A 12,167-nucleotide genomic window follows, 5' to 3' on the forward strand; every position below is an offset into this window, starting at 1 on the left:
GCCGTGACTACCATCCCGCCCGGCGCCATGGTTGATGCCGATACGTCGCTGCCCCTCCTCGTGAACGGAGCCAGCTTAAGGGCGGACGCGCGGGATCGCGTGGAGGACACGCAACGGTTTTCCGCTGCGCTGCGTTCGGATTTCGGGGTCGGGCGTCAGGCCTTGCCCGGCGCGTAGCCCAGGGTGCTCTTGACCTCCAGGTACTCGTGGAAGCCGAATTCGCTCCATTCGCGGCCGTTGCCGCTGCGCTTGTAGCCGCCGAACGGCGCGTTCATGTCGAACGCGTGATTGATCGTCACCCATCCCGCGCGGATCCGGCGGGCAACCTCGCGCGCCTTGTCGAGGTCGGCCCCGGAGACATAGCCGGCGAGGCCGTACTCGGTGTCGTTGGCGATCTCGACGGCCTGGTCGATGTCGTCGTAGCCGAGGATGCACAGCACCGGCCCGAAGATCTCCTCGCGCGCGATCGTCATGTCGTTGGTGACGTGCGCGAAGACGGTCGGTTTGACGTAGTACCCCGTGTCCAGCCCCGCCGGCCGGCCCGGGCCGCCGGCGACCACGGTCGCGCCCTCGTCGATGCCCTGCTGGATCAGCCGCTGCACCTTCTCGAACTGCGTCCTCGACGCCACCGGCCCGATCGCCGTCGCGTCGTCGGCGCTGCCCACCTTGACCTGTTCGGCCACCTCGCGCGCGATCGTAATGGCCTCGGCCATCCGTGAATTCGGCACCAGCATGCGCGACGGCGCGTTACAGCTCTGCCCGGAGTTGGGCATCATGTTGGCCACGCCGGCGCGGACGCCGTCGGCGAAGCCGCCGTCGTCGAGGACGATGTTGGGGCTCTTGCCGCCGAGTTCCTGGGTCACGCGCTTCACCGTCGGGGCGGCGTTCTTGGCGACCTCGATGCCGGCGCGGGTGGACCCGGTGAACGACACCATGTCGATGTCGGGATGGCTCGCCAGCGCCGCGCCCACGCCCGCGCCGTCACCGTTGACCAGATTGAACACCCCGGCCGGCACGCCCGCGGCGGCCAGGATCTCGGCGAAGATGTACGGCGAATATGGCGCGACCTCAGAGGGTTTCAGGACGACGGTGCAGCCGGTGGCCAGCGCCGGATACACCTTGACGGCGACCTGGTTGATCGGCCAGTTCCACGGCGTGATCAAGCCGCAGACACCGATCGGCTCCTTGGCGATCAGGGTCTCCCCTTTGTGTTCGTAGAACGGGAAGTTCTTCAGCACGTCGATGGCCGTCGTGAGGTGGCCGATGCCGAGGAAGACCTGCGGGCCCGCGGCCAGCGAGGGCGGCGCGCCGATCTCCTCGGTGACCGCCTCGGCGAGATCGTCGGCCCGCTTCTGGTATTCGGCGAGGATGGACTGCAACAGGTCCAGGCGCTGTTCGCGGGTGCTCTGCGACCAGCCCGCGAAGGCGCGCCGGGCGGCCTGAACCGCCACGTCGACGTCGGCCGCCGACCCCAGCGAGATCTTTCCCGAAACCTGCTCGGTCGCCGGGTTTTCCACCTCGAAGGGGTTGGGCCGCACCGGGTCGACCCATTGTCCGTCGATGTAGAACTTCAGGTACTCGCGCATAGCTAGCACTCTTCCTTAGTTGCGGCGCTCACTGGGTGCCTTCTGCGTACCAGGTGCGGAATCGGTCGTACTTGGGCATCTCCTCGGAGTTGGCCTTCGGGTCGATGCACACGTGCACCACACCGACTTTGCCGCTGGCGTAGGCGCGCGCGATGGCCGGCCCGATCTCGGATTCCTTCTCGACGAACTCGCCGTGGCAGCCGAAGCCCTCCGCGATCTTGTCCATCCGGACGTCCTTGCTCCAGTGCACGCCCGGCTGCGGTGACGGCTGGGCGAACGTGCGCTTGTAGACGCCGACCTCCAGGCCCCACTGGTGGTCGACGCCCACCACGCACACCAGCGGAAGGTTCTGCCGCGCGGCCGTTTCCAGTTCCGCGATGTGGAAGAGGAACGCCGAGTCGCTGGTCAGCAGCATGACGGGACGCTTGCCGCCCTCGGCGACGGATGCCCCGACCGCGTAGGGCAGGCCGGTGCCGAGGTGGCCGAAGTTCTGGTTCCAGATGACATCGCGCGGTTTGGCCTGCGAGTAGGTCCACTGAAAGATGACGGTCGCGCCGCCATCGCGGACCATGATGGCGTCGTCGAGTTCGTTGAACGCCTTGGTGGCCTCGACGACATAGCGCGCCGGGTGGATCGGCGAACGACCCGACGGCGCGGTCTCGGCGAGCTGTGCGAGCTCCTCGGCGTCGGCCTTGACCAACTTCTCGAGGCTGGGCGACGGGGTGCGCGGCGCGTCCCGGAGCGCCTCGACCAGCTGCGGCACGACGCCGCGCAGATCACCGACCAGCGGCACGTCGAACTGTCGGTTGACGCCGATGGCGGCCGGGTCCTGCTCGACGTACACCCATTTGCGATTCGCATCGTTGCCCGCCCAATGCTGGGTCCGGCCGTAGTGCATGGGCTCACCGAGTTCGGTTCCCAACGCGACGCACAGGTCGGATTGCTCGACCGCCTCGTTGGCGGCCGGGGAGAACAGGTAGGGGAAGGTCCGCTCCTGCAGGCCCGGGATGTACGAAGTACCCCCGGAGGTTTGGATGACCGGGCAGGCCATCAGGTCGGCGAGCTCCTTCACCGCGGGACCGGTGCGCGACGTGTGCACGCCGTGGCCCACCAACAGGATCGGGCTCTTCGCTTCGCGAATCAGCTTGGCGGCCTTGGCGATCTCCGGGGCGCCCGCCCCCTGGTTGACGAGGCGATACCGATGCGGCGGCAGCGGATCGGCCGCGTCGAGCTCTTCGAGGATGACGTGCGACGGGTACTCGACGTAGGCCGGGCCGGGGGTGCCGGACATGGCCCGGCGGATGGCCTCATGGATGATCTCGTCGGTCTGGTCGGCGTACTCGATGGACGCGCTGTACTTGACGGACGGGGCGAAAAGCGGCTCCTGGCGGACGAATTGGATGCGGCCGCGCCGCACCCGGCGTTCGGTGATGCGGGCGCGCTGGCCGCCGAGGAAGATCACCGGCGAGTTCTCCACGAGCGCGCACTGGATCGCTCCGGCCATGTTGGCCATGCCCGGACCGAGCGTCCCGATACACAGGCCGGGTTTACCAGTCATGCGCGACGCGGCCTCGGCCATGAAACCCGCGCTCAACTCGTGATGCGGCGCGACCACCGACCACCCGCGCGCGTCGGCCTCGGCGAACATGTGCACGAAGTTCGGGTCCGGGATCCCGAACAGGGTGTTCACTCCCTCGGCCTCGAACAGGTCGAGAATGCGCTTGTACACCGGCACGGTCATTTAAATTTCCTTTCCCTCGCGAGCAGACGTAAAAGCACCTTCCGGCACGGCGTGTCGGGTGCTTTTGTGTCTGCTCGCGCCGATTTCGGCAAGCACTTCCTCGGTATGGGCGCCGAGTGCGGGCGCCGGCCCCGCGACACGGCCCGGTGTCTGGGAGAACCAGGTGGGCACGCCGGGGAAGCGCACCGGCCCGTGCGGGGTGTCCACGGTCTCGAACATGCCGACGGCCTTGAGATGCGGATCGTCGAACAGCGCGCCGGGCGTGTTCAACGGCGCGGCCGGTATCTCGAGTTCGCGCAGCAGCTCCAACCACTCCGCGGTGGATCGCTCTTTCATCGTCTCGGCCACCAGCCCGTAGACGGTGTCGATTTCGCGGGCGCGCTGTTCCAGCGTCGCGTACAGCTCGCTGGCCCACGGTGGCCGCACGGCGTTCATGAACGCGTTCCAGTGCTTGTCGTTGTAGATCAGCGCGGCGATGTGGCCGTCGCTGGTGCGGTACGGACGGCGGTTGGGCGCGACCGTGCGCGGATACACCGCGGGCCCCAGCGGGGGATCGAACAGGGCGCCGTTGGCATGCTCGACGAGCATGAACGACGCCATGGTTTCGAACATGGCGACCTCGACCTCTTGGCCCTGCCCGGTGCGCTCGCGGTGGAACAACGCCATCGTCGTGGCGTACAGCGCCGTCAGCCCGGCGATCTTGTCGGCCATGATGGTGCCGACGTAGTCGGCCTCGCCGGTCAACTGCTGCTGCACCGCCGGCAGGCCGCATTCGGCCTGGATCGTGTCGTCATAGGCCGGGCGGTCGCGATCGGGTCCGCGTCGCCCGTACCCGTAGCAATTGGTGTAGACCACTTTGGGATTGATCGCGGCGACGTCGTCGTAGCCGAAGCCGAGCTTGGCGATCGCCTTGGCCCGCATCGAGTGGATGAACACGTCGGCGGTCTCGACCAAAGCGCGTAACGCCCGCTTTCCGGCGTCGGTCTGCAGGTCCAGCACGACGCTGCGCTTGCCGCGGTTGACGTTGACGAACACCCCGCTCATGCCCGGCGCCGGGCCGACCGAGATGTAGCGGGTGTTATCACCTTGGGGCGGTTCGACTTTGATCACATCGGCGCCCATGTCGGCCATGATCTGCGTGCAGTAGGGCCCCATCACCATCGCGGTGAGATCGATCACGCGCACACCGGCCATCGGGCCCGCGGGGCTAGCCATTGAGCGCTCCTTGATCGGCCGACCTCTGCGCCAGCTCGAAGCTGTAGCGGATGTGCTCGTCATGGCCATCCGGGACGACCGGGAAGATCAGCGGCGCCTCCGCGTAGCGGATCGCGTCCAGATGGCCGCCGACGTCCTCGATCGTCCACGACGACCGGTACACACCGGGGCTCTCCGCGACGACCGCCCGGGCCACGCGGCCCGCCAGCGCGATGAATATTTCCCCGGTCACCGAGCAGGATTCGTGCGCGAGCCAACCCACCACGGGCGCAACGAGTTCCGGTCCCATCGGCGGGTAGGCGGAGGTGTCGATGCCGTCCGCCATGCGCGTCACCGCCGCCGGCACGATCACGTTGCAGCGGACGCCCTCGGCGGCGCCCTCGAGCGCGGCGACATTGGACAACCCGATGACGCCCGCCTTGGCGGCCGCGTAGTTGGCCACGTCGCGATTTCCGTACAGGCCGCCGATCGACGACGTCAGCACGATGCGGCCGTAGCCCGCCCCGCACATCAGCGGGAACGCCGGACGCACCACGTTGAACGCGCCGCGCAGGTGCACGTCGAGCACGGCGTCGAAGTCCTCGTAGCTCATCTCCTTCAGCGAGCCGCGACGGACGTTGCCGGCGTTGTGCACCAGGATGTCGACGCGGCCATAGTGCTCGAGCGCGGTCGCGATGATCGCGTCGCCGCCCGCTGCGGTCGCGACCGAAGCGCTGCACGCGACGGACTGTCCGCCGGCCGCGGTGATGTCGGCGACGATCCGCTCGGCCGGGCCGGCGTCGACCCCTTCGCCGTCGAGGGCGCCGCCGACGTCGTTGACGACCACCTTCGCCCCCCGCGAGGCCAGCAGCTGCGCGTAGGCGCGACCCAACCCGCGGCCGGCCCCGGTCACCACGGCGACGCGGCCGTCGAATCGTAGTTGCTCTGCAGGGGTTTCGCTCAAGTGCCGAGCACCAACCCGTCCAGGTCGCCCTTGTCACGCCACACGCGCAGCAAGTCCTCGAACGCGTAAAAGCCGGGGCCGTACGGTTCGCCCAGGTGGGACCGGATGCCCTCACCCCCGCCGCCGCCTTCGTTGTTGTAGTAGCCGGGCGTGCACTGGGCGTCGAACGCCGAGTTGTCGACGGCGGTTTCCCGGATCGTCGCGCACCATTGCTCCTGGGCCGCCGCGCTGGGCTCCACGGTGGTCGCGCCCCGCTTCAACGCCTCGGCGATGATGTAGGCGATGTGCTCGCCCTGCAGCTCGTAGTTGGCGGCGATGTTGGCGGAGATGCCGACCTGGGTAAAACCGGTATAGAACTGGTTCGGGAAGCCGCGGCTGGTCATCCCGTGCAGCGTCTTGTAGCCGTCGCGCCAGTGGTCGAACAGCGACAGCCCGTCACGGCCCTCGATCGTCTCCATGGAATAGCGGCGGCTGATCTCGGTGGTGATCTCGAAGCCGCTGGCATAGATGATGCAGTCGACCTCGTACTCGACGCCGCCCGCCACCAGCCCCTTTTCGGTGATCCGTTCCACCCCTTTGGAATCGGAGACGTCGACGAGGGTGACGTTGGGTCGGTTGAACATCGGCAGGTACTCGTCGTTGGACAGTGGCCGCTTGCACAGGAACCGGTAGTAGGGCTTGAGCGCCTCGGCGGTCTGCGCGTCCTCGACGATCACGTCGATGCGGCGGCGCAGCCGCTCCATCACCTTGTAATCCTCTTCCTCGCGGATCGCCATGAACTGCTCGGGCGTCAGCGACGCTGGGTCGTCCAGCGCGAGCACCCGGGCCGCGGTATTGCGCCCGAGCTCGGTCCAGAAGTCGCACACCAGGTCCGGCTGACCCAGCGCCATGCCCTCGAAGGTCCAGGAGTGGAAGTTGCGTTGCCGTTCCCGCTGCCAGCCCGGCCGCAACGACTTCACCCACTCCGGGTCGGTCGGCGCGTTGTTGCGTTCATCGACCGTCGAAGGGGTGCGCTGAAAGACGTAGAGGTGCTGGGCGTCTCGGGCCAGGAATGGGACGATCTGGATCGCAGTGGCGCCGGTGCCGATGACGGCGACCCTCTTGTCGGCGAGCTTGTGCAGGTTGCCGCCGCTGTCGCCGCCGGTGTAGTCGTAGTCCCACCGCGACGAGTGGAACGCGTGGCCTTTGAAGTCCTTGATCCCCGGAATGCCGGGCAGTTTGGGCCGGTGGAAGGGGCCCGACGCCAGCACCACGAACCGGGCGCGGATGTCGTCGCCGCGGTTGGTGCCGATTCGCCAGCGCCTGACGTCCTCGTCCCAACGCAGGTCGCGCACCTGGGTGGAGAAGATCGCCGAATCGTAGAGGCCGAAATGTTTGCCGATGTTGCGGCAGTGCTGGTAGATCTCGGCGCCGTCGGCGAACTTCTTCGACGGCATGAAATCGAGCTCTTCGAGAAGCGGGATGTAGCAGTAGGATTCGTTGTCGCACTGGATGCCAGGGTACCGGTTCCAGTACCAGACACCGCCGAAGTCGCCGCCGAGCTCGATCACGCGTACGTCGTCGACGCCCGCCTTCTTCAGGTGGGCCGCCGACAGCAATCCCCCGAAACCGCCACCGAGGACCGCGACGTCGATGTCCTCCGAAATCGGGTCGCGTGGCGCGGCCGGGGTATAGGGATCGACCTCGTAGTACCCGGCGAAGTCGTCCTCCAGTTCGATGTACTGCTTGGAACCTTCCTTGCGCAGCCGCTTTTCGCGTTCCAGCCGGTACTTCTCGCGCAGCGCGGCGATGTCGACGTCGTCGGGCGTCTGGGTGGGCCCGCAGCTGTCCTGGTGCATGGTCATGCCGATGGTGACTCCTTGCGTGACAGTTCCTGGGGCTCACCGGTACCCATGTATCTCGACAATTGGTAGTGCAGGTTGACGGTGCTGCGTTCGCGGTACGGGTTGGGCTTGGTGCCGGCGAAGCCGAGTGACTTCATCCCCTGCTGCACGGCCGCCATGTTGGAGAAGTCCTGCGGTAGGACCGACCGCCAACGGGGATCCCCGACCGGGGTGTACTCCCACTCGGTCTGGGGCTCTTGGCCTTTCGGGTACAGCTCGAACACCGACACCTCGAAGATGCACTTGTCGGGGTTGTAGCTGGGGTGCGGTCGCGCGCCGTAACACAGCGCGCTGGTCAGGCCCTGTCCGATCTGGAAGTTCGGAAAGATCTGCCACGCGGTGCCGGCCTGCCCGAGGATGTCGGCGGGGATCGTCGGCCAGACGACGCCACGGGCCTCGTCGTCGCGGCGCGCCGATGCCAGCCAGTGCTCGAGGACCTTGTCGGCCGGCGTCCCCTCGGGCAACTCGTCGACGAGTCGCTTGGCCGCGTTCACCAGCGTTTGGGTGGTGGTGGCGTTGGTCTCCTCCATCGTGTACACCTGCATCTCCGCGGTGGACACCCGCGGGTCGGCGCCGATGCCGAGGCGGATCTTGGACTTGGTGGCCTCCATGTCCTCTGGGGCGTCGTAGCCGATATTGCTGTGTCTGCCTTGGGCTTTCGCCCAACCCTTGAACTCGCCGAACTTGTTGAACTCGGGGTGGGTGGTGTAGACGTGGTAGGTCTCGTTGAACGCTTCCAGCGCGACCTTCCAATTGCAGTCGAATTCAAGCCATTTGCGCCACTTGTAGCGCATGTTCTCACACCCGAACGGGTCGAGGATCTTCGCGGCGGGGAACAGGTAATCGGCCAGCGGCTCGCAGTCGGGATCCATGTTGATCCACAACCAGCCGCCCCAGGTGTCGACCCGAACCGGTCGAAGGTGGGTATTGTCCGCGGTGAGCGCTCCCTGCCAGTCCTGTTGCTCGCGGATGTGCGTGCACGCCCCGTCCAAGCCATAGGTCCAGCCGTGAAAGCCGCAGACGAACGACTTTCGGGTGCGGGCACAGGCGTTCTTGGCGCCCTCGGGGGTGTCGATCAGCCGGCGGCCGCGGTGCATGCACACGTTGTGGTGCGCGTGAAATTCGTTGTGGCCGGTGCGCACCACGATGATCGAGTCGTCGAGGATGTCGTAGGTCAAATAGCTGCCCACCTCGGGTAATTCCTCGACGCGGCCGACCTGCTGCCAGACCCGCCGCCACAGCTTGTCGCGCTCGGCGCGGGCGTAGTCCTCGGAGATGTATGCCTCGACGCCGATCGTCATCGGGGACGAGAGTTCCTCGGCTCCGGCGGAATTCGTGCCCTTGGCGAGATCGGTCATCACATCCTCCTAATGGCGGCGCGGAAGGATTCGTCACGCAAGAAGAGCGACGTGTTGTCGGCGCCGAGATGGCTCCATTTGAGGTCCAGGCCGCCGTCGACCAACAGCGTCTGGCCGGTGATATAGCTCGACATCTCCGAGAGCAGAAACAGGATGGCGCCGGCCTGCTCCTCGGGCCGGCCCCGCCGTCCCATGGCGATCGCCTGCCGATCCCGTTCGGGGTCCTCGTCGACGTAGGTGCGCGAGGCCGCCGTCTCGGTGACGCCGGGCGCGACGGCGTTGACCCGGATTCCGGCCTGCGCCAACTCGAGGGCCATCGTGCGGGTCATCGCGGTGATCGCGGCCTTGGCGGTTCCGTAGGCGATGTGAAACGGCGCGGTGTTCATGCCGCTGATCGACGAGATCGACACGATGGACCCCGGCAGTCTTTGCGCGACGAGCTCGGCCGCCACGGCCTGGCTCATGAAGAACGCCGTCTCGAGGTTGTCGGCGAAGATCTTGCGCCAGTCGCCGCGGGTCACCCGCGTCGACGGCATCCACGTCGACGGCTCGGCGCCGCCGGCGACATTGACCAGCCCGTACAAGCTTCCGTCGGCGCGGCGCGCGTGGTCGATCACCGCGGCGATGCCCTCGTCGGTGGACGCGTCGGCCGCGACGGGCACCACGGCCAGGCCCTGGGCGGCCAGCGGGGCGATGTGCTCGTCGAGGTTTTCCTTCGATCGGCTCACCGCGATCACGGTGGCCCCGGCCCGGGCGGTCATGGCTGTGACGGTGGTGCCGATGCCGCCTCCGCCGGCGCCGGAGACCACCACGACGCGACCATCAAGCCTGAGGTGCCCGAATTGATCGTCCATGACCTGCTTTCGGCCGCCGACGGCGCCGTCCCGCGCCGGCCGCGACATTCGCTACCAGTTTGTCCGGACAAAATATGGCATTCTGTCCCTGGGAGAACACTATTCCGAGCGGCAGACTTCGCTGTCAAGATCGAGCCGAGACATCACCGTGGCTATTGTCTGGACTACGAGGAATTGATAACGTCCAGCCCAACCGGCTGACGGAAGGACCTCGACGAGCATGTCCATTTCAAGGGCCCTCTCAACGCAGCCCTCGCGGTACGCAGTCCCGGACGCGATCGACGTCGCTCCGGGCTGGGAACTCGACCGGTTGACCGCGCCCAGCCGGCTGTTCGGGGCCAACGGGCTGCGCACCGGCCCGGACGGCCGCATCTACATCGCGCAGGTGACCGGCAGTCAGATCAGCGCGCTGGACCACCGCACCGGGGAACTGGTGACCGCCAGCCCCAAGGGCGGCGACATCGTGGCACCCGACGACGTCGCGTTCGATCCCCGCGGCAACCTGTACGCGACCGAGGTGATGGACGGCCGGGTCAGCGTGCGCGAGACCAGCGGCCGGACGCGGGTGCTGCGCGACGACGTCCCGTCGGCCAACGGCATCACGTTTTATGACGGCCGGTTGTTCATCGGTGAATGCCGGGAGGGCGGGCGGCTGCTCGAATTCGACCTGTCGGGCGGCCCGCCACGGGTGCTCTTGGAGAACGTGCCCTCACCGAACGCGATGGAGGTCGGTCCCGACGGCCTGCTGTACTTCCCGGTGATGGGCGCCAACGAAATCTGGCGCGTCGACCCCGACGGCGGCGAGCCACACTGTGTCGCAAAAGATCTCGGCGTGCCCGACTCGGTGAAGTTCGACGCCCGGGGCTACCTCGTCTCCACCCAGGTGGCCAGCGGGCAGGTGCTGCGCATCGATCCCCGCAGCGGCGAACGTCGCCTGCTCGCCCAGCTGAATCCGGGGCTGGACAACTGCACCTTCGTCGGCGACCGGCTGTTCGTCTCCAACTTCAGTGGCGAGATCACCGAGATATCGCCCGACGGCGCAACGACATCGGTGTTGCCGGGCGGACTCAACTGGCCGCTGGACCTGGCCGTGGGCCAGGACGGGCAGCTCTACATCGCCGACGGCACGTACTTCTATGTCGCCCTGCCCGACGGGTCCCTGCAGACCGCGGGAATGTTGTTCAGCCCCGGCTATCCCGGGTTCCTGCGCGGCCTCGCCGCCGGCGGGCCCGGCGAGTTCGTCGTCACGACCTCGGGCGGCCAGGTCGCCCGTTACCGGCCCGAAGCCGGCGAAACCGAGGTGCTGGCCGACGGTTTCGACCAGCTCTACGGTGTCGCGGTGACCCCAGGCGGTGTGGTGGTTGCGGAGTTGGGGACCGGGCGGGTGTTGTCGCTGCGGTCCGAAGGTGTCGACGTGCTGGCGACCGATCTGCGCGAGCCGGTCGGGGTCGCGATCGACGCCGACGGAGCCCCGCTGGTGGCGGAGGCGGGCGCGGGCCGGGTGGTCCGGCCGGCCGGGTCGCGGGCCGACACCGTCGTGGCCGATCTGCAACGGCCGCAGGGCATATTGGTCCGCGACCGTGTGCTCTACGTGGTCGATGCCGGCGCCAAGGAACTGATCGCCTTCGACCTCGCCGGCCACGGACGCCGGACGATCGCGTCCGGGCTGCCGGTCGGTCCCCCGCCGGGCGTGACTGCCAAGCCACTGCGCGGCATGCCGCCGTTTTCGGGGCCACAGGGTCCGTTCGCCGGCATCACGGCCGCGGCCGATGGGACGCTGTACATCTCGGCCGACGGCGAGGGCAGCGTGCTCGCCCTGCGCCCCACGGGCCACTGATGTCCCAGGCCATCGCGGGCGACCACCGCTACCTGCAGATCGCCCGCACGCTGCGCAAGGAGATCGTCGACGGGGTCTACCCGGTGGGGTCGCAGCTGCCGACCGAGCACCAACTGTGTGAGCGCTTCGCGGTGAGCCGCTACACCGTTCGCGAAGCGTTGCGCCGGCTCCGCGAGGACAACCTGGTCGCCTCCCGGCCGCGGGCGGGCACCCGGGTGGTACCCCGCCCGGCGTCGAGTTCCTATGCCCAGGACGCGATGTCGATCGACGACCTGCTCGCGTTCGCCGCCGGCGCGCAGCTGACCATCGAATCCAACGCGATGGTGACGATCGACGACGACCTCGCCGCCCGGACCGGACTCGAGCCCGGCACCCAGTGGCTCTCGGTGCGTGGCTACCGGCAGGCCGACGGCGCGTCGGTGCCGATGTGCCGGACGGAGTACTACATCAGCCGCAGTTTCGCCGCGGTGGGCAGGCTGCTGCAACGCCATGCCGGCCCGATCTTCCCGTTGATCGAGGATCTTTTCGGCGTGAGCGTCGCCCAGTTGCACCAGGAGATCGCGGCCGTCCTGCTCTCCCCGGAACTGGCCGACGGCCTCGGCGTGGACGCGGGAACGGCCGCACTGCAGATGCGGCGCACCTACACGACCTCCGACGGCGAGGTGGCCCAGGTGACGATCAACACCCACCTGTCGTCGAGGTTTCGGTATGCGATGACCATGCGTCGCGTCACCGGTCAGGCCGGCTGAG

At 67.7% G+C, this 12,167-nt stretch carries 9 protein-coding genes; 2 read left to right on the forward strand and 7 right to left on the reverse strand.

The features are described from left to right. Nucleotides 1–155: 155 nt before the first annotated feature. From P6281_RS25465 to P6281_RS25495, 7 genes are read right to left on the reverse strand one after another with little or no spacing between them, the layout of a single operon-like run. A complete protein-coding gene (locus P6281_RS25465) occupies nt 156–1,586 on the reverse strand; it encodes an aldehyde dehydrogenase family protein (protein ID WP_065507251.1) in 1,431 nt (476 codons plus the stop codon). A 28-nt stretch (nt 1,587–1,614) separates the two neighbouring features. Further along, nucleotides 1,615–3,327 carry a thiamine pyrophosphate-binding protein gene (locus P6281_RS25470; protein ID WP_065507252.1) on the reverse strand — a complete coding sequence of 571 codons (1,713 nt, stop codon included), beginning with the start codon at nt 3,325–3,327 and terminating at the stop codon, nt 1,615–1,617. Next, the gene (locus P6281_RS25475; protein WP_065507253.1) at nt 3,328–4,521 is read right to left on the reverse strand and encodes a CaiB/BaiF CoA transferase family protein; all 1,194 of its coding nucleotides are present in this window, start codon (nt 4,519–4,521) and stop codon (nt 3,328–3,330) included. It lies immediately after the preceding gene. Nucleotides 4,522–4,534: 13 nt separating this feature from the next. Beyond that, on the reverse strand, nt 4,535–5,485 hold the full coding sequence (locus P6281_RS25480; RefSeq protein WP_065507254.1) for an SDR family NAD(P)-dependent oxidoreductase: 951 nt from the start codon (nt 5,483–5,485) through the stop codon (nt 4,535–4,537). Further along, nucleotides 5,482–7,329 carry a flavin-containing monooxygenase gene (locus P6281_RS25485; protein ID WP_065507255.1) on the reverse strand — a complete coding sequence of 616 codons (1,848 nt, stop codon included), beginning with the start codon at nt 7,327–7,329 and terminating at the stop codon, nt 5,482–5,484. Before P6281_RS25485 ends, P6281_RS25480 begins: the two co-directional genes overlap by 4 nt. Continuing rightward, on the reverse strand, nt 7,326–8,726 hold the full coding sequence (locus P6281_RS25490) for an aromatic ring-hydroxylating oxygenase subunit alpha (RefSeq protein WP_014712559.1): 1,401 nt from the start codon (nt 8,724–8,726) through the stop codon (nt 7,326–7,328). Before P6281_RS25490 ends, P6281_RS25485 begins: the two co-directional genes overlap by 4 nt. Then, the gene (locus P6281_RS25495) at nt 8,726–9,580 is read right to left on the reverse strand and encodes an SDR family NAD(P)-dependent oxidoreductase (RefSeq protein ID WP_041298295.1); all 855 of its coding nucleotides are present in this window, start codon (nt 9,578–9,580) and stop codon (nt 8,726–8,728) included. Before P6281_RS25495 ends, P6281_RS25490 begins: the two co-directional genes overlap by 1 nt. A gap of 220 nt (nt 9,581–9,800) precedes the next feature. Here P6281_RS25495 and P6281_RS25500 point away from each other — a divergent pair, with 220 nt between their 5' ends. Further along, nucleotides 9,801–11,417, forward strand: a complete 1,617-nt coding sequence (locus tag P6281_RS25500; protein WP_008262190.1) for an SMP-30/gluconolactonase/LRE family protein — start codon at nt 9,801–9,803, stop codon at nt 11,415–11,417. Further along, the gene (locus P6281_RS25505) at nt 11,417–12,166 is read left to right on the forward strand and encodes a GntR family transcriptional regulator (RefSeq protein ID WP_008262192.1); all 750 of its coding nucleotides are present in this window, start codon (nt 11,417–11,419) and stop codon (nt 12,164–12,166) included. The genes P6281_RS25500 and P6281_RS25505 overlap by 1 nt, the downstream gene beginning before the upstream one ends. The last annotated feature ends 1 nt before the right edge of the window (nt 12,167 follow it).

The organism is Mycobacterium sp. 5-140-3-2 (genome assembly GCF_035666375.1).
In the GTDB taxonomy this organism is placed as follows: domain Bacteria; phylum Actinomycetota; class Actinomycetes; order Mycobacteriales; family Mycobacteriaceae; genus Mycobacterium; species Mycobacterium intracellulare.

Bases quoted from the DNA above. Each gene is read 5' to 3' on its own strand.
- P6281_RS25465 (WP_065507251.1), bottom strand. From the start codon at position 1,586: ATGCGCGAGTACCTGAAGTTCTACATCGACGGACAATGGGTCGACCCG.
- P6281_RS25470 (WP_065507252.1), bottom strand. From the start codon at position 3,327: ATGACCGTGCCGGTGTACAAGCGCATTCTCGACCTGTTCGAGGCCGAG.
- P6281_RS25475 (WP_065507253.1), bottom strand. From the start codon at position 4,521: ATGGCCGGTGTGCGCGTGATCGATCTCACCGCGATGGTGATGGGGCCC.
- P6281_RS25485 (WP_065507255.1), bottom strand. From the start codon at position 7,329: ATGACCATGCACCAGGACAGCTGCGGGCCCACCCAGACGCCCGACGAC.
- P6281_RS25490 (WP_014712559.1), bottom strand. From the start codon at position 8,726: ATGACCGATCTCGCCAAGGGCACGAATTCCGCCGGAGCCGAGGAACTC.
- P6281_RS25495 (WP_041298295.1), bottom strand. From the start codon at position 9,580: ATGGACGATCAATTCGGGCACCTCAGGCTTGATGGTCGCGTCGTGGTG.
- P6281_RS25500 (WP_008262190.1), top strand. From the start codon at position 9,801: ATGTCCATTTCAAGGGCCCTCTCAACGCAGCCCTCGCGGTACGCAGTC.
- P6281_RS25505 (WP_008262192.1), top strand. From the start codon at position 11,417: ATGTCCCAGGCCATCGCGGGCGACCACCGCTACCTGCAGATCGCCCGC.